This window comes from Telmatobacter sp. DSM 110680 (genome assembly GCF_039994875.1).
GTDB lineage: Bacteria > Acidobacteriota > Terriglobia > Terriglobales > Acidobacteriaceae > Telmatobacter.
Genome location: NZ_CP121196.1, coordinates 5,382,033 through 5,404,385 on the forward strand (window position 1 = coordinate 5,382,033; position 22,353 = coordinate 5,404,385).

At 54.7% G+C, this 22,353-nt stretch carries 13 protein-coding genes and 1 tRNA gene; 3 read left to right on the forward strand and 11 right to left on the reverse strand.

The annotated features are described in order from the left end of the window. Window positions 1–24 precede the first annotated feature (24 nt). The 8 genes from eutC to P8935_RS22200 all read right to left on the reverse strand — a co-directional run bounded on the left by eutC (window position 25) and on the right by P8935_RS22200 (window position 13,591). Window positions 25–789 (reverse strand): ethanolamine ammonia-lyase subunit EutC, encoded by a 765-nt coding sequence (eutC, locus tag P8935_RS22165; protein ID WP_348262491.1) that lies wholly within the window; start codon window positions 787–789, stop codon window positions 25–27. A gap of 7 nt (window positions 790–796) precedes the next feature. After that, window positions 797–2,155, reverse strand: a complete 1,359-nt coding sequence (locus P8935_RS22170) for an ethanolamine ammonia-lyase subunit EutB (protein WP_348262492.1) — start codon at window positions 2,153–2,155, stop codon at window positions 797–799. A gap of 32 nt (window positions 2,156–2,187) precedes the next feature. After that, window positions 2,188–3,171, reverse strand: coding sequence for a tetratricopeptide repeat protein (locus P8935_RS22175; RefSeq protein WP_348262493.1), 984 nt, complete (start codon window positions 3,169–3,171; stop codon window positions 2,188–2,190). Between the two features lie 159 nt (window positions 3,172–3,330). Continuing rightward, window positions 3,331–4,473 (reverse strand): tetratricopeptide repeat protein, encoded by a 1,143-nt coding sequence (locus tag P8935_RS22180; RefSeq protein WP_348262494.1) that lies wholly within the window; start codon window positions 4,471–4,473, stop codon window positions 3,331–3,333. A 241-nt stretch (window positions 4,474–4,714) separates the two neighbouring features. Next, window positions 4,715–8,239, reverse strand: a complete 3,525-nt coding sequence (locus P8935_RS22185) for a TonB-dependent receptor (protein ID WP_348262495.1) — start codon at window positions 8,237–8,239, stop codon at window positions 4,715–4,717. A 401-nt stretch (window positions 8,240–8,640) separates the two neighbouring features. Then, on the reverse strand, window positions 8,641–10,488 hold the full coding sequence (locus tag P8935_RS22190; protein ID WP_348262496.1) for a CRTAC1 family protein: 1,848 nt from the start codon (window positions 10,486–10,488) through the stop codon (window positions 8,641–8,643). Window positions 10,489–10,572: 84 nt separating this feature from the next. Beyond that, window positions 10,573–12,354, reverse strand: coding sequence for a CRTAC1 family protein (locus P8935_RS22195; protein WP_348265366.1), 1,782 nt, complete (start codon window positions 12,352–12,354; stop codon window positions 10,573–10,575). A gap of 202 nt (window positions 12,355–12,556) precedes the next feature. Then, entirely contained in the window at window positions 12,557–13,591 is a 1,035-nt protein-coding gene (locus tag P8935_RS22200) for an ROK family protein (protein ID WP_348262497.1), read from the reverse strand. Window positions 13,592–14,000: 409 nt separating this feature from the next. Here P8935_RS22200 and P8935_RS22205 point away from each other — a divergent pair, with 409 nt between their 5' ends. Further along, entirely contained in the window at window positions 14,001–14,600 is a 600-nt protein-coding gene (locus tag P8935_RS22205) for a glycosyl hydrolase-related protein (protein ID WP_348262498.1), read from the forward strand. A gap of 55 nt (window positions 14,601–14,655) precedes the next feature. Here the strand turns inward: P8935_RS22205 and P8935_RS22210 are convergent, their stop codons facing one another. Then, the gene (locus P8935_RS22210) at window positions 14,656–15,702 is read right to left on the reverse strand and encodes a LacI family DNA-binding transcriptional regulator (protein ID WP_348262499.1); all 1,047 of its coding nucleotides are present in this window, start codon (window positions 15,700–15,702) and stop codon (window positions 14,656–14,658) included. A 224-nt stretch (window positions 15,703–15,926) separates the two neighbouring features. Between P8935_RS22210 and P8935_RS22215 the strand changes: the two genes are divergently transcribed. Continuing rightward, window positions 15,927–18,101 carry a tetratricopeptide repeat protein gene (locus P8935_RS22215; RefSeq protein WP_348262500.1) on the forward strand — a complete coding sequence of 725 codons (2,175 nt, stop codon included), beginning with the start codon at window positions 15,927–15,929 and terminating at the stop codon, window positions 18,099–18,101. An 83-nt stretch (window positions 18,102–18,184) separates the two neighbouring features. Here the strand turns inward: P8935_RS22215 and P8935_RS22220 are convergent, their stop codons facing one another. Beyond that, the gene (locus tag P8935_RS22220; protein WP_348262501.1) at window positions 18,185–20,050 is read right to left on the reverse strand and encodes a beta-L-arabinofuranosidase domain-containing protein; all 1,866 of its coding nucleotides are present in this window, start codon (window positions 20,048–20,050) and stop codon (window positions 18,185–18,187) included. Window positions 20,051–20,200: 150 nt separating this feature from the next. Between P8935_RS22220 and P8935_RS22225 the strand changes: the two genes are divergently transcribed. Then, window positions 20,201–22,120 (forward strand): glycoside hydrolase family 15 protein, encoded by a 1,920-nt coding sequence (locus tag P8935_RS22225; protein WP_348262502.1) that lies wholly within the window; start codon window positions 20,201–20,203, stop codon window positions 22,118–22,120. Window positions 22,121–22,218: 98 nt separating this feature from the next. On the opposite strand, the gene P8935_RS22230 is transcribed toward P8935_RS22225, so the two are convergent. Beyond that, window positions 22,219–22,293 (reverse strand) — tRNA-Phe (locus tag P8935_RS22230). Window positions 22,294–22,353 lie beyond the last annotated feature (60 nt).

Below are 22,353 nucleotides of genomic sequence, written 5' to 3' on the forward strand. Positions count from 1 at the left end.
GTCTGTAAGTGCATTTGAGAGTCGTTACTCTGCATCCAACTCGATCGCACCTTCCTTCAGTGAAGTGCCCGTTCGCTGCTTCAAGCGGGCTACCTGGAGAAGACGAAACAGACGATCCGCAGCCACCTTCGGCGAAAGACCGCCATTGCGAATATTAGAAAGACAATTGCGGTCAGCGTCAGTGCGATCAGGACCCGGCGACCAAGTAAGGTACGCGCCCATGCTGTCGGGAGAAGACAATCCCGGTCGTTCTCCGATCAGAATCAAGCTGCACCTCGCTCCAAGGTTTGCACCAACTTCATCTCCAACCGCTACCCTTCCCTGCTGAACGATGGCGATGGGCGCCAAGTTCCACGCATTTGCAAGGAGTTGAGGAAGCAGATGGGCAAGCAGCGGGACGGCATTGCGCTCAATTGCAAGGGCCGAAAGCCCGTCGGCAATGGTGATGGCCAGGTCGCACGGGCTTCTGCGAAGCATGGCGACTGAATCGGGGTGAAGGGTACGGCCGAGATTCGGATGGCGCAGATAAGTTGCCCGATTCGGCGCGTTGGTGCGCAGTTGAATAACTACGATGCCGGCATCTGTCAAAATCGGGAGTTCGGCAATCAGGCGTTGCGCGAATAAAGGTAGATAAAGCTCGGCATGAACGGCATCTCGCGCCAGCGCATGGTCCCGTCGAAAGCTCAGGACTTCATCGGTGGCGATGCTGTTGCCAGTAGTCGGCAAAGACACTCGGGCCGCGGTCAAATCGCGCAGGTTTGAGAGGGATGTTCGAGTGAGCTTCGTCATGGCAGCGTTATTGTCCGGCAAGCAACTGGGCTTGAAGAGGCTCGGCAAGTCGGTTCGGCATATCGCCTTCCAGCCACGCTTCAAACTCCGGTGATGGGCGAAGACCAAGAATGGATCGGAGATATAACGCATCGTGGAAAGATGTGCTCTGGTACTGAAGCATGATGTCGTCGGCTCCCGGCACCCCCATGATGTAGTTCACGCCTGCAGCTCCGAGAAGCGTCAGCAGCGAATCCATATCGTCTTGATCGGCCTCGGCATGATTGGTATAGCAAACATCGCAACCCATTGGAAGCCCAAGCAATTTGCCGCAGAAATGATCCTCAAGACCGGCGCGCAGGATTTGCTTTCCGTCATAGAGATATTCCGGCCCAATAAACCCAACTACCGTATTCACCAGCATTGGTTTGTAGTGTCGGGCAACGGCATAAGCTCGCGCCTCACAGGTCTGCTGATCGACCCCATGATGCGCATTCGCCGAAAGTGCGCTTCCCTGGCCCGTTTCGAAATACATGACGTTTTGACCGACGGTTCCTCGACGCAATTCAGATGCGGCCTGATTCGCCTCCGCAAGCAAAGCCAAGCTGATACCAAAAAAAGCATTCGCTTGCTCAGTACCTGCGATGGACTGGAAGACGAGGTCAACCGGTGCCCCCTGCTCAAGCGCCGCTAGTTGCGTGGTGACGTGCGCTAAAACGCAGCTTTGCGTTGGGATCGCATAGCGCTCTCGGACCGTGTCGATGAGGCGAAGTAAGTTGATCGTACCGGCCACGCTATCACCAGCAGGATTGATTCCGATAACGGCATCGCCCGAACCAAGAAGCAAGCCGTCCACGATAGCTGCGGCAATGCCAAGCGGGTTGTCCGTCGGATGATTAGGTTGGAGTCGCGTCGATAGACGGCCCGGCAATCCGACCGTTGTCCGAAAGCGTGTAACCACGCTGATCTTACGGGCAACTGCAATCAGGTCCTGCACACGCATCAGTTTGCAGACTGCCGCAACCATCTCGGGCATCAGACCTGGGGCGATGGATTGCAGAAATTGCGTTGTCGCCTCCTCTGAGAGCAGCACGTTTCGCAATTCACCTACAGTAAGACTCGCGATGGGGGCGTGGGCAGATGCGTCATGTGTATCGAAGATAAGACGCGTGACCTCGTCCGTTTCGTATGGAATGATTGGCTCTTGAAGGAAAGCGCCGAGCGGAAGATCAGCCAGCGCCATCTGAGCGGCAACGCGTTCGACAGCACTCCGCGCGGCTATGCCTGCAAGCTCGTCTCCGGATCGCGCCGGAGTTGCCTTCGCAAGCAGTTCCCTTAGACTTCCAAAGTTGTAGTTGACCCCGTCAATGCTATGCCGCAGGAGCATGCGAACTCCATCGCTGGATTGAAGGCAGTCTATCAGCGATCCGGTGCGGTTTTGATTGATATTGGATTTGGTGTCTTCTCCGACGAATGCGCACCACTCAGCTTTGCACAGATGTCGAACTGTTCCCGGGCGCGGTCACGCATTCCTTCTTGGCGGTAGATTTGCCCAAGCTTGAAGTGGAGACTTGATATATCGGGCGCCAGGGCGATGGCCCTCTCTAACTCGCTTTGCGCTTTCGGCAGATCTCTCTGCACCGAATAGACGTGACTCAGCTCTTCGTGGATGGTTGGATTTTGGGGCGAAAGAACGGCAGCTTTAGCAAGGAATGGGGCTGCTTCTTCAGTCTTGTTTTGGTCTACGAGCAGAGTCCCCATGTTTAAAAAAGGCTGCGCGTCCGCTGGCGCGTCTCCCTGCCAGTCAATCGCGGTCTGGAATGCAGCTTTGGCCTTTGCGAGGTCGTTCAACTCGCGCCACGCCAGGCCGATGTTGTTTTCGGCCTCCACGTACTTTGGATGTAGGGCCAACGCGCGTTCGAAACTAGATATGGCTGCCGGAAAATCATTCTCATTGAACTTAGTCCTGCCCAGTAGATAATTCGCATCCGCGTCGTCCGGGGCTTCGGCAACTACCTCTGAAAACCACTTGTCCGCATCGCCGAAATCGCCCAGCATTACATAATCAGAGGCGACGACCTTTAGCTCATCGGGACGCGGGCGTCGAAATTTTGCACCAGCCGTGAATTCGGCAAGGGATTCTTTGGCCTTGCGCTCGCTGAAGAGCACATAACCCAACAAAAAGTGCGCGTCGGCGGATGACGGATTGGTGTTGAGATAAGCCATTAAGGCCGACTCAGATTCCCCCAGTTTTCCAGCCGCTACAAGCGAACGCTCCTGCGCCAATGGATCCGCAGGCTCCTGGCAAACACACTCCCCGGCACATGTCGCAATCAGAAGCAATGCACAGCAAATCATTTGGACCTTTTGCTTTTCCATCGGATGATTATTTGCCGTTAGCATCGCATGATTTCATCTGCGTCAGCAATCGTCGCATGTCCTCCAAATTTGGACAACAGAAGAGCGCGATCGAACAGGTGCTTCACGCACGGAGTAGCCCGCGGATTCGCAGCCCTGTGCGAAGCATAGCCAGATAAAAATCGACACTCTAATTGACGCGCCCTATTGCGCCTTGCTCTTGATTGCGCTGGAGTCACCGGCCTGCTTTGCGACCGCTGCGCTAGCTTCTCTCTGCAAGGTCCCATAAGTACGCATCTCCTCCTGCGCCTCGGAACTTTTGCCTTGGGACCTATAGACATTGGCGAGGAGGAAATGGATAGTGGGCTCACTCGGGGTATCTTTCTCGGCCATCAACAGGTCAGGCAAGGCTTCGGGCTGCCTCCCAAGTCTCACCAGCGCGCGTGCGCGATCAACGCGGGCTTGCATGAGTGTTGGACAACGTTCGAGAGAGCTATTCAGTTGAGACAATGCTTCTTCGCTGGAATCATTGGCCTCGAGCATTGAATTCGCCAGTTTCCAGTGGGCCATACAGTTGTTTGGATCGTTGGTGAGTTCTGCCTTGAACTCGGTTTGCGCGGACTGCCACTTTCCGATGTACCAGTATGCGTCTCCCATGTGCATGTGCGTGCCGGGCATATGCGGAGCCATGTCTACGGCTTTCTGATACTCAACGAGGGCAAGGTCGTAATTGTGCATGCTCTCGTCTATTTCCCCAGCGATCTCGTGGGCAACCATTGAATTGGGATCGATCTCGTTGATTTTCTTGAGTGAGTTTTCCGACAGTTGCAAGTAGGTCTTGCCGAGCAGATACCAGCCTTCCTGATCCTTCGGATTCCGCGCCAGGAAGTTGTTCAAGTGGTTTGCCGCTTCTTCAAGCTTCCTTGCATTGATGAGCAAACGGGCAAGCATCATTTCAACGCGATCATCCTTTGGATTCGCACTTAAGGCTCGCCGCAACAGCGGCTCAGCCTTTTCATCTGCTCCCAGTTGCACATAACTCATCCCAAGTATTGCAACCGCCGTCGGCATGTCGGGATTGAGTTCCAGCCCGCGTTTAAGAATTTGAGATGCGTGCTGGAAGTCGTGTTGATTGAAGTAGAGAACTCCAAGATTGTTGTATGCCGCCGCCAGATGAGGTGCCAGCTTGATGATCGAACGGTATTTCTCGATTGCAGAAGCGTCGTCTCCGTTTTGAGATGCAGCATTGGCTTGTGCATACAAGCGCTGGACTGCCGGAGTGACTTCATCATCGCCCTGCTGTGCGTGGGCCGCTGCCTGAGACAAAGCGAGCAATCCAACTGCCAAAAGGCATCGCAGTCCGGGCAGTGAAAGTCTAATGGAGAGGTACTTCATGATCGGAGATTATATTTGATTTCTTCGCAAGTGTTTTTGGGTGAACGTCAGGTTCCCGACTCGACTTCACCGAGGTTTGGCCTACGTTCCAGCTAAAGAGAATGCAACAGGAGAAAAAAAGTCCGGGCTGCTGATAGGCAGCCCGGGATGGTCAGGAGATTGCAGTGACACAAAGCAGTAGAAGTTGGTCAATCTAAAATTCTAATCGGAAACTTACCTGCCCTTGCCGGTTCGAGATATTCGAACCCTGTGAGGTCACCTGTCCAAACGTGCCATCGCTCTTGTTGTTGTCAGGCCCGTTGAACTGCGTTCGATTGAAGGCATTGAAGTAGTCCACCGAAAGAATTCCCGTGAAGCGTTCTCCGATGTAGAAATTCTTCTTGGCGTTTAGATTCTCCAATGCCAGTGGAGCATTTCTCATTCCGCCATAGTTCCTTTGCGCGGTCCCGATCACGTACTGGTTTGGGGTCAGGGTGAACGAATTGGGATCAAACATCTGCGCAACCGGTATCTTCTTCACGAAGTAGTCACGCACACGCTTGTAGGATGCGGTGCTAAGGCCGACGGAGGGGTTACGATCGGGGCGTTCAAACCCGTTCGGGAAGGGAGAGCCGTTCTCGCCAGGTCCATTCACCGTTCCGGATTCGTAGTCGAGGATCCAGCCAACTTGCCATCCACCGACGACATTGCCCATTTTGTGGTTGTTGACATACTTCTTTCCGGGACCGATCGGCAGCAGATAGGTTCCGCTGGCTTTCAGAGTCTGCGGCTCGTCTGCGTTGGAAATTGCCCACTCAGGCTTCTGGTTGTATTTGTTGATACCGCCAGAAGTGAAGCTGGAGAATCCGCTGCTGGTGTTATCCATCAGGCGAGAAAGCGTATATCCCGCAAGGAAAGACAATCCGTTCGAGAAGCGCTTCTCAACTTCGATCTGCGCGCCTTGGTAGTAGGTCGTTCCAAATCCTTCAAAGTTGTTGAAGATGTACGAATACTGCGGGAACGGCACAAGTGCCTGAGCCACAGTAGCCGACCCTCCAAAATCGTTGACGAAGTTTGGATATGGCAGCGGTACGCCATCCAACGATGTCTGGCCGGGTTGGAATACATCTGCCAGCTGGGAGCCGAACTGTGCGTCGTACTTCGGGTCCATCTGGTCGATGCGATTGAGCTGGCTGGGGAGGTGGATGATACGGTTCCCCACCCAAGCTGCCGTCACGAACATGTTGTACGGAAGTTCGCGTTGCAGGTTCACGTTCCACTGTTGGCTATAAGGCGCGTACCCATCCTTCTTGGGGCTGAAAGCGTTGATCTGGTTGCCAGCGCCAAGGCCTGGACTGAAAGGAGTCGGGTTAACAGCAGGGATTTGGTTGGTGTCCCAACTGCCGAAGGAAGACGTGAAGCTACCTGTACTGTTGCGCGTAAATGAGCCGGTCAACAAGTTTCCGTAATTGACCGCGACTTTGTTGGTGCCGTACTCATATGCTCCGCCATCGAGGAATGCGACGTCGACGCCAGCTTGAAGAACCATCTTCCTGCTCAACTGGTATGCAAATCCTAAACGCGGACCAAAATGGCCGTAGTGGATGTCTCCGCGGGTAATCCCATTGCCAAACTTGCTCGCCGAACCAGCAATGTTGCTGCCAGGGAATGTTCCCGGGTTGTCCTGATTGAAGAAGACAATCAGGTTGTGGTTTTCTGTAAAGGGAGCCTGAATATCCCAGCGCAGCCCCACGTTGATGGTAAGTCGAGGCGAGAGCTTGATATCGTCCTGGATGTACGGTGAGAGGTCCCAGTTGCGCAGTTCCAACTCCTGGGAGTTACTGCGGTTCGCCGAATCCGGAATACCCAGCAGGAAACTCGCAAATGCGCTGCCATACTTTCCAAAATTCGGGTCGCTCGAATTCTGAATAGAAGTGGTTCGCTGGCTGAAGTTGAAGTGACCGCCTTCAGTCTGCTCTTCGTTGTCATCCTGGTACGAACGACGGAACTCGGTGCCGATATTGAAGGTGTTCCGTCCCCTTGTCCACAACCAGTTGTTTACCAGCGCGATTCCAAGCTTGCGGTTGATGGATTGGAACCATGAGCCACTGGTGCCCCAGCTTGTGGGAGCGTGCTGGCCATCAAACGTGATGTTTGGCGGAATGTTTTCATTTGCAACGGCTCCGAACGTAGCGCCCTTGGTGATGTTGTACTGGTTGTTGATTTCACCGATCCAGCCGATGCCGGCGGTCATCACCAAGTGAGGCGAGAGCGTGTTGCTGTAGTTCAACAGAAATACGCTACCAACAGCAGGTTCATATTTCTGACTGTTCAGAGGATTGGGCGCAATCACGATGGGAGAATAGTCAAAGCTGTGAGTCGTGTAGCTGTTGCGCCACTGGCTATAGTGGAGGCTCTGTTTCGGGGTAAGCACCTGATCGACGGTGAAACCCCACACATGTTGAATGTTCGGATTGATGAAGGGGGCGAAGCTCTTGTTCGAGTCCAGACCTCCCACACCGCTTCCTGGCCGATCCGGGTCGGGAATATCACTGATCAAGGTCGCCGACAAGGGGCTGATGCGGCTAGGACAAATTACGTTCAGCACGCCATTGCACTGGAACTGCTGGCCCGTCGTGGGATCGTAAATCGGAATTAAAGCTCCACTGCTGCCGTCGACGTAGTCTGTAAAGTTGCCGGTTTTCTCGAGGGCGGTTGGCACTGTACCAGAATTAATATCCTCGTTGTTCTGCTTGTACCATTCCTGGCTGTAGTGACCGAAGGTCCGGTTGCGCCCGTCATATACGTGAGGAATGCTGATCGGACCGCCAACGCTGAAGCCGTAATTGTTCTCGTGATCCGAAGGAGGCTTATTCACTCCGCCGAACGCGGGACCGTTGAAGAATCCGACCGAATCAAAGAAGCTGTTGCGGTTGATCTCGAACAGATCTCCGTGATAGCGGTTAGTGCCGGATTTCATCTGGTAAGTGAGCGCACCCTGTCCTAGGCCGAACTGCGCCGAAAACGTTGAACGCTCGACTTTGTATTCGTCTACCAGTTCGAAAGGCGGATTGAAGTTCGTCGTGTAGCCTTCGGTTTCCGGCTGAGGAGCGGGGATTCCGTTGTAGACAATCTCCTGCTCAAAATCGACGCCTCCGCTCACGCGGTGTGAGAAAGTGCTGCCCGTGGTCCCAGGAGCCGTAAACTGCAACTGATCGATTTGACGGCCTCTGCCCGAAACTTCTTCCGGGAGTGCTGCCACGACCACCGGTTCAATCGTGCTTCCGATCTCGGGCGCCGTTGTATTCAGGGCGATTGCGTCGGAGGTGACCTGGACCGTTTCGTTAGCTGCACCAGTCGAGAGGCTGATATCGATGGTAGCCGTCGTACTGACGTCGATGTTGATCCCTTTTTGGACTTCTTTCTTGAAGCCCGGGGCGTCAACAGCGACTGTGTATTTGCCGGGGAGTAGACCCTTGAACGAATAGGTTCCTGCACTGCTGGTCGTCGTGTTACTCGCTACGGACGTTGCCTCGTTGGTGATGGTCACCTTTGCATTCGGAATTACGGCACCGCTCGGATCGGTGATGGTGCCGGTAACGCCTGCGCTGGCCTGCGCTTTTCCTATACGGGGAGCCAGCAAGATCAGGCATGCGATTGCGATGGCGATGACATACCATGCGTTCGCCTTTGAGCGGCGCGGCACGGCGCACTCCTTCGAAACGGTGAATCGTCTCACTTTGCCTCCTGGTGTTGCCCAGTTCTTTCTTAAGTGTTGGTTGGAAAGTTGAACATCGGAATGGCTCTAAATGGCCCCATTTCCCCGATTCGTGGAATCGATACCATTTTTGTGGTAGCGATTCCATTCCGCGCAAATATACGTCGGGCAAATTTCACCTGTCAAGGAGATTTTTCAAAAACGTGACCAACCGGAATCTGTCGACTTCAACAGGCTGATATTGACAATGACTCACGAATGAGACATTTGCGCCGCCATCGCTGCCCAGGAGAATCGATTTATCCTCGATGATCTCGCCGCGGCGACTAGATCGACGTCGGTACCCTGTCGGCGATACTGCTGTTTCACGGGGATCAGGAGGGATAAGCGGCGTCGCCGCCGAAAAGTTAACTAATTAATAACTACGGTAGCCGTTGGCAAAGTTGACCGCCACATAGGGCGGACATAATTCCTCGGCCCTCAGCAATAGTGAAAATGCGATCAAGGGCTGGCAGTTTGATACTCTCTTTCGCGCCTGAGGGCCAATGAATCTCGACGCTCCCCGCATCCGTCGCATCGCCCAGGCCGAAATGGAGACGTGGGTCGTTGGTCGACACGTAGCTTCCGCCGCTGATCACATCCTGTCGTTGACGAACTCCATTCGCAGTAAGGTAAACGGTTGCTCCGACTGCGTCACGCGGACTTCGCGGACCGCCTACGAGCTTTAGTTCAACCCAATGATGGTGATCGGCATTTACGTTTTTCAGCAGCACCGGAGTGCCATCTATCTGGTTAATGACTACGTCGATTTTGCCGTCGTTGAAGAGATCACCAAAAGCTGCTCCGCGTCCCGAAATTACTTCAGCAAGTCCAGAACCCCTGATCGGCGGGACCTCCGTGAACTTGCCGTCACGCTCGTTATGAAACAACAATGGCCGCTGCGCATACGAAGTACCCCAGTCGAGCCTGTCGGCCGCGGGATAAATGTGCCCGTTCACAAACATCAGGTCGAGCCAACCGTCATTGTCGTAGTCAAGGAATCCATCGCCCCAGCCCAGGAAAGGAATGGAGATCTTTCCAATTCCGGAGCGCATGGAGACTTCACTGAATCCACTCTTGCCCTGATTGTGAAACAGCAGCTTCGCTTCATCTGAGAAATCGCTGATCGCGAAATCCAGCAGGCCATTATTCATGTAATCGCCTGCCGCGACGCCCATGGCAGCCACTTCACGCCCGTCTTCATTCAGTCCGAAACCTGTGGAATAGCTTGCATCCTCAAACGTCCCGTCTCCTCGGTTGAGGTAGAGATAACTCAAGGTGGAATCGTTCGCGACCACCAGATCGGGCTTGCCATCGCCGTTCGCATCTACGAATACGGGCGTCAAGCCGTAGTATTTATTCGCCTCATCCGCTACGCCCGCCTTGACGCTCACTTCGGTGAAGGTTCCATCTCCGTTGTTGTGGAAGAGATGATCTGGCTCGCCTTCAAGATTCTTTGGACCGCACATGACCGGCTCACCTCGAAATTCGCAGTATGAAAAACCAGTAGCTTTGGTCTTCTCATAGGGCAAATTTGCGCGGTCGAAGTGAACATATCCGGAGATGAAGAGGTCGAGCCGGCCGTCTCCGTCGTAGTCTCCCCACGTCGCGCCTGCCGACCAATTGCCCAGCGCGACGCCCGCTTTTTCGGCCACATCGGTGAAGGTTCCATCATGGTTGTTGTGGTACAGCCGATTCTTCCCCCAGTTTGTCACCATAATGTCGGGCCAGCCGTCATTGTCATAATCCGCGATCGCTACGCCGAATCCCCACCGATCATTCGTAACACCTGCCTTGGCTGCGACATCGGTGAATGTCCCGTCATGATTGTTGTGAAACAGCGCGGCATGTGGCGGCTCCTGTTTGCCGTCGAGCGCATTGAATGTCGAGCCATTCACGAGGTAGATGTCGAGCCATCCATCATTGTCGTAATCGATCAGCCCAACACCGGATCCATTCGTGTCGATGATCAGCATCTTGTCCGCTGCGCCCATCGTGTGTTTCCAGCCGGATAATCCGGCGTCTTTGGTTACATCCTTGAAAACTACGGGGCCTACGTCCACGAAGCCGCTCGCCGTGATGGGTCTCTTTTGAGAATCACGGCTGGATTGTGCTTGAGTCGACGAACTGCGACCTTGGCCGGATTGCGGAGACGGCCCCATCTGGGCGGCGACGAAAACGGCGGGCACAGCCGATGCAACGAACACCGCAATCAACGCGCTAGCTCGCATGAGCCGATTATCCGGCAATAGTGCTCCTCCACCGCTGAGTCTAACGCAGAGCCTTGTATGCTTGCAGAGCCACTCGCGTTGTCCTCAATGGGATTTGCAGGGCTTTCCTGAACACAGCGCGCCGGTGATGCCTTTGGTCTCGCGAATGGTGTAGATCCGGTCGACGGCCGGAAACGTCACCGTTTCTGTTTTACCGGATGGCCAGTGAATTTCGGCGGTCCCCGCATCCGTGGAGTCGCCTAAGCCGAAGTGCAATCGCTGATCATTCGACGAAATGAATCCACCACTTGAAAGCACATCCTGACGCATGCGCATTCCGTTGGCCTTGAGATAAACGGTGGCACACATCGCGTCGCGCGGGCTCTTAGGGCCGCCAACCAGTTTCATTTCAATCCAATGATGACGATCGGAGTTCACGTTCCTCAGCAGAGTCGGAGGTCCGTCGATCGGATTGATGACTACATCGATCCTGCCATCATTGAACAAATCACCAAACGCAGCGCTCCGCGCCGGAATCACATCGGCCAACCCGGTTCCAATTACCGGAGGGACATATTCGAAGACTCTCTCTCCAGAACCCGTTACGTTATGGAAGAGCAGTGGTCGCTCTGCGAACGTGGTGCCCCAGTCGTGCTGATCCACTTCGGGATAAACATGGCCGTTAGCCATAAACAGATCCAGCCAGCCGTCATTGTCATAGTCGATAAAGCCATCGCCCCAGCCCACAAATGGAATCGGAATCTTTTCGAGGCCTACTTTATCGCTTACATCCGTAAATGCATGATCCGGATCCTGGCGAAAGAGCACTTTGTAGTCATCGGAAAAATCCGTAACGAAGAAATCAATGCCACCGTTGTTTTCATAATCACCCGCGGCAATTCCCATCGACGCTATCTCGCGTCCATCGCGATTCAGCGCGAATCCAGAATCATAGCTCTGATCTTCAAAGGATCCGTCGCCTTTGTTGATGTAGAGGTAATTCGGCTCAGAGTCGTTGCCGACCACCAAGTCCGGTTTTCCATCGCCATTGATATCCACGAAAATCGCGGCAAATCCGTAATATGCATTCTTGTCAGCGACGCCAGCTTTGACACTGACATCGGTAAATGTTCCATCACCGTTATTGTGGAATAGGTGATCCGGTTGCCCCTTTAGACCCCGCGGACCGCACATCACTGGCACTCCACGAAACTGGCAGAACGATGGGGCTGCAGCCTCGGTGCCTGCTCCTGAAACTTCCTTACGTTCGAAGTGCACATAGCCTGCGACGAACAAATCCAAGCGTCCGTCGCCGTCGAAATCGCCCCATGTAGCTCCGGATGACCAGTTATCTAATGCGACTCCGGCCTTCTGAGCCACATCGGTAAACGTACCGTCGTGATTGTTGTGGTACAGGCGATTCTTTCCCCAGTTTGAGACAAAGATGTCGGGCCAGCCATCGTTGTCGTAGTCGCCGACGGTGACGCCGAACCCCCAGCGATCGTTCGTGACTCCGGCCTTGGCGGCAACGTCAGTAAAGGTGCCGTCATGATTGTTATGGAATAGCGCAGCATGGGGCGGCTCTTCTTTGCCGTCGAGAGCGTTGAAGGTTGAGCCGTTTACTAGGTAAATATCGAGCCACCCGTCATTGTCGTAATCGAGAAGCGCGATTCCGGATCCGTCGGTGTCGATAATCAAAGGCTTCTTCGGCGAGCCCATCTTGTGGCTCCAACCTGAAAGACCCGCGGCTTTGGTGATGTCCTTGAAAATCACCGGGCCGGAGTCTACAAAACCGCCTGCGGTGATGGGTCGCTTCTGGGCATCGTAGACGGGAGCAAACGTGCCGCCCGTTGCATTGCCGCCCTGCTGCGCGGGCGAGGTAGCCATCTGCTGGGCTGCGGCTACGGATAGGTACAGAATGGTTACGGTCAAGACACGAAGAAGCCGACCACACACATGCGACAAAGATTAGCCCCCACGCGTTGAAGTGTATCGCAGTGTCATCTTCCGATAATTGAGGGCATCGACGCGGGCCGTCCAACTACCCCGCCAGGACTACAGAGCTTTCTTAGTTTTCTGCGCAAAGAGATTACGCAGATGCCCACGTGGGCTTCAACGCATACACCGGAAGAATGCACGCACCTAGCAATCCCGCCTCAGCACCGAGTTTCGCCGGTAATACCTGGGTGCCTCCGCCCGGCATTCCGGTTGAAGCAACTCTACCCGGCGCTGTGAGTGAATAGACATAACTTCGACGCTCTAGTTCCTCAAACATCACCGGCGACAGCAGGTCCCATGAGTTAGCTACTCCACCTCCGACAACGTAGAGAGGCAAATTCAAAATGTTGATCAACCCTGCCAGGCTAATTCCCAGCGTGCGGCCCGTTTCAACATAGATCCGCTTGGCATCCGCATCGCCCTGCCGCGCAGCATCAGCGAGATTCTCTGCGGTTAACGACATTTTTTCTTTGAGCCTGGCGAGGCCGGGAGCTTTTCCCGCAGCTATCAGTCTCTCGGCAGCGTTCACAACGGCGGTTGCAGACGCACACGCTTCAAGGCAGCCGTTATTGCCGCATCCGCAGAGCGCGCCATCGGGATAGATCGTCATGTGTCCTGCTTCGCCGCCCATTCCCGTCGCGCCGTGCCAAAGCTTTCCATCCAGAATGATCCCATTGCCAACGCCAGTCCCGAGCGTCAACATGCACATGGATTCGATTCCAAGCTGCTTTCCAAGACCCAGTTCGTATTCCGCGAGCACAGCGGCGTTCGCATCGCTCTCGATCGCGACAGGCCGCTGAAGTCGCTTCTCCATTTCAGCTAGCAGCGGAAAACCATCCCACCCCGGAAGATTGGGCGGATGATGGAGGCGCCCTGCCGGCAACTCTAGCGGTCCAGGTGAGCCGACACCGATGCCTGCAAAATCGCGAGAAGCGGAATGTTGATTGATTTGCTTCAGAATGACCGCACACATGTCGTCCACGACAGCCATTGGTCCGGCTTCGAGGCGTGTGCGCAGCGAAATTGAATCAAGCACGCCAGTACCAGGCGCGTAAGCCGCGATCCTGAGACTCGTTCCTCCAAGATCGACGCCGATAGTGAGAAACTGCGTGTTACCCAAGGCCATTCCGATCACCGCAAAAGCCAGAAAATGCGAACCACGCTTGCGCCTGACGCTGAAATTGAGACCACGGCAAGTGTTGGAGAAGATCCGAGAGAGCTAACCGACCTCAGTTTTCTCCGGCTCCTCCCGTTATCACTGGAAACGATACCATACCAAATCAAGAGGCTGCCATATCGGACTCAATACCGGATCACTGTCTTCGGTACTTCAGGAACGAAAGTTGGAGCTTGATTTAAATGGCGCATCACGTGAGCTAGAGTTTCCGGACGCCCTTGTGGAGCCCCACATCCACGCTCATGGTATCGTTTCCACGTGCAAATGTTTCACGTGATATCATTCGCGGCGTTGCTTCGATGGCCAGTGCACGAACGAGTCGCCGGGCTTCCCAACGCGCAAAGCCGAGGAGAGTTAGATGAAAGATGCTTCAGGCAGTGAATTTCCAAAATTGCCGGCATTGCGCTGGGCCGACTTGGGCGACGGTCAGCATGGCTTCAGTTTGCTGAATAACTCCAAATATGGCTATGACGATAAAGACAATGTGCTGCGCCTCTCACTGCTACGCTCGCCGACGTGGCCTGACCCGGAAGCTGATAGAGGACACCAGCATTTCACTTTTGCCTTGTACCCACATGCAGGGGATTGGAAGCAAGCCTTAACCGTCCGCCGTGGATACGAATACAACTACCAACTGTCCGCAATCCAAGTCCTGCCGCATTCCGGCAGCCTGCCCGCGTCATATTCTTATGTGTCGGTGAAACCTGAGAACGTTGTCCTCACTGCCCTGAAGAAAGCTGAGGAGGAGAACGGATTGATTTTCCGATTCTACGAATGGGCGGGTAAATCAGGAGATGTTCAGATCCATGTGCCCAAGGGCTCTTCTGCAGCAACGCTAACCAATCTCATGGAGAAAGCCGAAGGACCAGCACTCCAAGTATCGAATGACGTCGTTACGGCCCCCATTCATCCGTACGAGATTTTAACGATACGCGTGGACTATCCGCATCAGCAATAGTGCTGTGAATTGAAGAGACCGGCACTCTGACTTCACGCGAATGCCGGTCTTCTGTTCAAGAGGGGGTTGAAGAACAGCCGCAGGAACTCCGCTGAACAAGCCTCGTTTCGAGTACCACCTGTCGTGGTCGTTTCGACTTTCCCGGTATCCTGGTGCTCCGAGGGCCTAGAAGTTGTTCGAACAGAAGCTCGGCTGCAACGCGGCCGATCTCCTCTACAGGCTGCTGAACTACGCTTATCGACGGCCGGACCGTGGCGGCCAGCTCGAAATCATCAAAGCCTAGCAAAGCGACTGTCTTAGGTACCGCAATATTCAGTTTTTGAAGAACCTCAAAGGCGTAAATCGTTGCACTGTTCTTCATGGTGAACAAAGCATCCGGGGGATTTGCACCGGAAAGCATGCTCTCAATCGCGTATTCTGCCGACCTGTAATCCTTGATAGAGGTATTTAAAGTTGAGGGCAAGCCGGCGGAATCAACAGCTGCTCGATAACCGCGCACCCGTTCTTGAATGGTAAATAGCGTACTCTCACCCGTAAGACACACGATGCGTTTGTACCCATGATCAATCAAATGCTGCGTCGCAGACCTTGCTCCTTTGAAATTATCGGTCACCACTGAAGCAACGAAGGAATCGGAAACCGGACGATCAATGGCCACAACAGGAACTGCTACTCGCTTGAGGAGATCGCGTAGCACCTGGCTTTGTGAATTCGCAGGGGCCACGATAAATCCGTCAACTCGATGGCTTATCAAAATGTTCAGGTTTTCGATTTCAGTGTGCGGATCGTTATGCGACGTAGTGACAATCAGCAGCGAGTCATTGGCCAACGCGACAGCCTGCACTGCCTCAGCGCAGCTTGAGAAAAACGGATCGGCGATGCTCGGGATCACCAATCCTATGGTCTTCGTGCGATGGCCCTTGAGGACACGTGCTGCCTGATTAGGCATGTAGCCCATCGCCTCAATGACGCGCTGCACGTGAGCCAATGTCTTCGGGCTCACACGATCGCCCCCGTTGATGACGCGAGAAACGGTCGTGGTTCCAACGCCTGCTGCGCGAGCTACTTCGCTGACAGTGGGAGGGGTATTTCTTTTTTTCATCTTACCTGGGCCGTAGAATCGGCGTGGTACGGAAAGTCTATGTCAATCGAGTTCCGACGTACAACCGATCTCCGAGGATTAAGTCACTCTGCAGTCACTCGCGTATACCTTCTACATTAATTGCCCGTACTCTTGTCGTGACATTAACCCTGCACAAGGTATGCCTCAATCGACCTTACTTTGCCGAGAGTATCATTGCATTTAATTGGTTCCGGAGACTTTGGATGCGGCCTATCTTTCGAACTCCCCTCTTCCGACTCAGTTTAATTTCTGCGGTTCTCGGCTTTCAGTCTTCATCTCTATCAAGTCAGACGACTAGTTGTCCGGCAGCACCCGCTCATGCCGCCAGCCCGGCATTTACGGCATATTCGGAAGGCCGATATGCTGACGCGGAACAGGCGTACACGCAAGCTGAAGTACAACTACCGCATGACGCATCAATCGCCGCCGCACTTGTGCATACGCTGCTGCACGAAGGCAAAATTGCGCAAGCCGCTGACCGAGTGACCGCGTTGCTTGCTGAGGATCCCCGCTCAGCTCCCATTCTGACCGCGCAAGCTGAGGTGCAATTACGCGAGGGGCAGCCATGGCTGGCCTTGCAAACGCTCGAAACCGCTACAGCCGCGGATCGTTGCTATGCCCGCATTCACCTCATTCGCAGCCGGGTCCTGCGCATCGATTCGATGTACGCATCGGAGCGCGCCGAAATCCAGAGCGCCTACTCAATCGATCCTGAGGATCCAGACATTCTGTACGCATGGCGGAGGGTTATTTCACCGGCGCATGAGATTGAGGGTATCCAGCAAGCGATCCCAAGCCTGAAGGACCTCGACGTGGAGACGCGCCAAAAGGCTGAAACTTCGATGAATTCCATGATGCCGCTACTGTCAGAGAATTCGCAGACCTGCAAAGTGCAGCCTTCTCTCTCGTCGGCAACGCTTCACCTCATCGGGACGATGGAGGACGGCAAGCATCTGGACGGCTATCGCCTTGAAGTGCAAATGCCAAAGACCGTCGCGAGGCTTCAGGTGGATACGGCGGCTTCCGGACTCTTCATCACCAGGGCGCTGGCTGAAGCGAACGGCCTGCAGCAGGGCGCTAATGATCCGGCAGGAACCGTGCACGCGGACAGTGTGCATATCGGTCCGCTGGAGTTTCGCGACTGCATGGTGGGGGTGAGTGATGTTCCGTTTACGGGAAAAGCCGATGGCATGATCGGCACCGATATCTTCGCATCGTACTTGATAACGATTAATGCCCGGGAAGCCAAGCTCGCGCTCGATCCTTTGCCACCACAGACCGGATTGCTGCCGGGTGATCGTCCGACGACACCGGAACTCGCAGATTACATTCCCGTCTATCATCGGCGTCAATATCTGCTGGTCCCCGTGATGCTCAACAACAAAACCCGCAAACTCTTCGTGCTCGACACCGGGATGCGCTTCAGCGCCATGACGATGGAGACCGCGCATTCTGTCTCCAGCACCAAGGGGAACTTCACTAATACGATGCAGACCGCCTCCGGGCCGCCAGCGCAGGTGTATCGCGACAACTTTGACTTCCAATTTGCGAACCTCTCGCTACCCCGCCAAAGCCATCTACTCGCGTGGGACCTTTCAGCCATAGATCACAATGCTGGGTTTGATGTTGCAGGAATGCTCGGCTTCGACATACTGCATTCGCTCACCTTGCGCATCGACTATCGTGACGGACTGGTAAAGTTCGAATCGACAACGGCGGAGGCTTCGCCGTCAAGCGTGAAGGAGCCCATGACCGCATCCGCAGCGCCGGCAAATGAACCCGGCACTCCTGCATGCCAGCAATTTGAAAACAGAGACTGGCCTACTAATTCGACGATTGAGGCCCGCCTCACCGAGTTGCTTGATTCCTCGCATCTCAAGCCCGGTAAGGCCATCTTTGCGAAGGTGCTCTATGGGTTGTCCTATCCGGGTTGCGCCCTGACGCAGGATACGATTCTCTACGGTCATGTAACTGCTGCGGCTTCGTCGAAGAATCCCAATTCATCTGAGTTGGCATTGGTCTTCGATCACGCTGATTGCACCGGACATCAGAAACAAGAATTCCCATTGCGCTTGATTGCTCTGGTCGCGCCTCCCGACACGGCTGCCATGCTGCACGACGCCTTGCCGACGCAAGTAGCCGGAGGTCCACGCCAGATGGGCGACGCTGTCGGCGGCACAACAGGCCGCGACGACAATCTGGGTTCGGGAGGAGCTCCGCAGACTGTGCATCCGGGGATGGTGGTGCGCCTGCCTAACGTGAAGCTGGAGCCTGAAGGAGGTCCGGGGTGCAGCGCCAGAATCAGCAGTTCCAATCGCACGGTCCAACTCGCCCCCGGCGCCGAACTTATCTTGACCGTCACGAGTGCAAACCCGTAATTCATTGGCTCATTGAAGATGATCGCGCGGAAAGGGGTCCGAAGATGCTGACCTGCTTCGAGCCGGCGCGTTTCCATTGAAAATCAACCCAATTTCAAATAGGTCGTGTAAGGTCGCGATCCCATCCATGTGAACGGCAGCATCGTTACGGGGCCGTTGGCTGCGCCGGCTTGCCATTCGCGTTCGTTCACGCGCCGTGCTGCTAGAAGCTGTTCTCGCGTGACCTTCGGCAGCGGACTCGATTGGTCCGCCTTCACGGCCATTAAGACCAGGGGGCCGCGCAGCAGAGCAACCGTATCTGCGTGCTTTGCGTCGATGCTCTCCAACCTCATCCGCAAGGGAAATTCCAACTCTACGCGGTCGCCAGACTTCCATTCTTTGTGAATTGCCGCAAAGGATCCGGGTTGCGCCAATCCTTTCTGACGCGTCCCATTCACAAAGACTTCCGCACCTTGTGCCCATGACGGAATCCGAAAGTGCATCGTCAACTCCGTTGGCTGTGAACTTGTCATCGTGAAAACAATGCGTTCTTCGTACGGATACTCGCCCTCTTGGTTCAAGGAAAGCGTCGCCCCATTCTCGTTCCATCGAAGCGTCGAGGGGACGTAGAGATTTACATAAACCGCGCGTGGCCCTCGAAAATAACTATTGATTCGATAATCTGCCGCCACCTGTGGAAGCGTACCTGAGCAGCACGCCCAGCGCGCCTCCTTGTACACTCGCTTGCCATTGAAGTTGTAATCGGCATAGTAAAAATTCTTACCGTTTTCCTCCAGTGGCAGCGCGCCCAGCACCGTGTTGTACATCATGCGCTCCATGCTGTCGCCATAGAGCGAATCGCGTGTTACGCGCAGCAGATAACGCGCGAGCTTGAAATGCGCATAAGATCCGCAGGGGGTCTCAAAGCTGTGATGCGTGTTCGTCAGGCTGTCGTACACGTCGTTGCTTCCAGGAGCGCGAAGGGTCTCATCCGGTCCCCACCCTCCCGTCGCAAAGCTCTGCTCCTCCAGCATCGCGAAGGCATTGCGAGCTGCGCGCAAGTGCTTTTCACTCCCAGCAACCAGGTACGCCATCATTGCCGAACTCAACGAATTCACATGGCTGTACGCGTGTCGACCGTTCAACACATTTTCATTGCGCGACAACGGATCGAACCACGGACCGTCGTCAAGATATTGCAGGCCGAGATCGTAATAGCGTCGCCCTGCTCCTCGCTGCGACGCAAGAAAAAGATTCTCCGGCATCGTGTACGATTCGTCCCAGGTCCACGAGTCATCATGCGGATCCTTGTCTGCCCGCCACGGATGACCGTGTTCCACCGCATGACCCGGCAGATGCGGCAGCGCTGTGTCCGTCGTGTGCTCCAGAATTGCGAGAGCCTGCGGATCTTTCACATACGTATGCGAATCGATCAGACCGAGGAGCAGTTTGTCATAGGTATATGCGGGAAATCGATTCTTCACGTAGAAGTCTGCCGAGATTGTCTCAGCATAAAGGCGGTTCAGCCTCAATACTTTTTCGCGTGTCTCCGCTTCGCCGGTAATCGCGTACATCCGCGCGAGTGCCGACACCCACTGCCCAAATGTGCATCCCGGAGCAAAGCCCGTGTCGAACGAACTGCGATAGTCGTAGTCGGGATCGTAGGTGTACCAACCGCCCAGATCTTCCCCTGGCGCCGCCATACCTGACATCTGCCGGAACGGTTTCAGCAGGCTATCCTCGCTGAGCGCCATCAGTACCGAATGCGTATTCATCAGTTGTGATTCGTGCGCTTCGCTGGCTATCGACACGTCGCCATAGCTAAACTCAGCAAGCGCAGAACTCACCGGCAAATCACTGCCCCAGGCAGTGCGCATGTTGATCCGGGCCGCTGCGAAAGCTGTCACAGCCATCGACCCGGTCTGGATAAATTGCCTGCGCGATGTGTCTGTCTTCAATCTTCTGCTCATGGAATGCCACCGCCTGGTCGTGATGCAATCTCCATAATGCATCGCTTCCCGCAAGCTTGTCATGCCATGTCTGCTCGTTCTGCACGTGGCTCATGGACAATGTAATGCGGGTTGCGGAATTCGGGTGGAGGAGATGAGAATGACCCAGTCATGAACGCTTTACGATTTCTTACCGCTGTTCTTTGTTTCGGCCTTCTGCTTGATCGGCCCGCGTTTGCCACAAACCTGGTAACAGGAAACGGCTTTGGTTTTGCGGTCGTGTCTCCGCAGACCGCTAGTGTCACCAAGTTTTACGTGCATCCTTACAGCTTCGTCAGGCCCGATCCACAGAACTCGCTCAGCGAAGGAATCGAGACTGGCAATTTTCTAAAAAGCCTGGGCTGGGGCGATTCGGCCCTGCATGCCAGCAGGGCGGAATACGAAGATGATTCGCACGTCATCCACGTCCGCAACAGCGCTGGGGAAGGGTTCTTCTTCATGCCCTTCGGCTTCCCACGTCCAGCGCTCATCGTTAGCTGGCAGTCTCGATCCGAGGACTCCTTGGCTAAGAACCTATCTGCCGAATGGAGCCATGCAATCAAGTCGCGGACAACTGTACCGACAGTCGACTACCAAGTTCAATTGCTGAAATTTGAGGGAATAGACGAAGCCCTGCTTCTCATTCCACTCGGTACTCCACAAACTCATCCCGCGAGTCAAAATTTGCTTGCCACCAATTCAGCATGGGCCTTGGTTGCCGTCGACAGCGAAAACGACCTTGCCGGGACCATCCGCGAATTCGAAGGCTGGCGATCCGGCCTCTCGCCTCGCCAGCTGGCAAAGCGCGAAGTTGAGCAACTCGACCAATGGCGGGCTGTGCCGTCTGTCCAATTCAAGAGCGAGAACGAACGGCATCTTTGGCGCCAAAGCGAGGTAATGCTTCGCATGGCGCAGAGCCGTGAACAGAATCGCGCTGGACGAAACAGCAACGGCCTCATTGTCGCGAGTCTGCCCGACGGCGTCTGGTTCACGCCATGGGTGCGAGATATGGCTTGGGCAGCCGTGGCACTCGCGCGGATGGGACATCGCGATGAAGCGCGTGCCGCACTGCTTGCTTATTTCAACGCGCAGCCTACTGGAAAAATGCGCGCTCAAACTGCCAATACTGATTACCAGATCTCTGTAGTTAGGTATTTCGGCAACGGTTCCGAAGAGCCATTTTTTACCGAAGAAGGCAGCAACAATATCGAATTCGACGACTGGGGCGAAGCCTTGTGGGTGCTCGGTCAATACCTCAAAAAATATGACGATCCGAACCTACTCCGCACACCCACCTATCGCGGTCCCCTTTATGAAAGTGCGAGAGATTACATCGTCAAACCGCTACTCGCGAACCTCGAGACCTATAAGGATGGACAGATTGTGGCCGCGGATACTTCCATCTGGGAAGAGCGACAGAAAGACAAAAAACATTTTGCCTTTTCGACTGCGGCCGCCATCGTTGGCCTGCAGAACTTTAGTGAGATTGCACAACATGCCGGAGATGAATCCACTCGGGCCGATGTTATCAAACATCTGAACTTACTCGAAAAGGGTTTCGACGCTGCATTCATTCGCGATGGAGAGCTTCACGGGACTCTGGAAGAAGGAATAAAAAACGACATCGACGGCGCCCTTCTGCCGATCATCCATTTCGGCGTCGTCATGGATCCTGCGCTGGTGCGAAATACGGTGGACAGGATGGAACTTCTTAAAGTCGCCTCCGGAGGGTACCGCCGCGTTCGAAGCACTTACACCGACCCCGCCATTTTTGAGTACTGGTATGAACGCCAGGAATTCCTGTTTGTCGATATCAGCTTGGCCGAAGTCTACCGAGGTTTGGGACGTATCGCAGACGCAGATGCGATCATCGCGCGCATCGTTTCAAAGGCCGCTGCTGATCACAACATCATTCCTGAAATGTATGTGTCAGTCCCTTGCAAATTATTCCCTGGGAAAATCGGAAATCCGACCGGCGCAAGACCCATGGTTGGCTATGGTGCAGGGATTTTCATCCTCGATCTACTCGACCGCGAGCCTTTGCGGCGCTGAGTGCAATCACCTGGAATTGCGACAGTTGGCTCACCATCAGGCTTCTCCCGCTCAGGTGGGGATAGGCGACAGCATGAATATTGGATTGTTCAATTTAGTGGTGGCCAGGGACGGGATTGAACCGCCGACGCCGGCCTTTTCAGGGCCGCGCTCTACCACTGAGCTACCTGGCCTCAGTGCAGACTTTCGGTTGCATCTGCTGTGCGGAATCCGGTTTTGCCGGATAAGTGGGC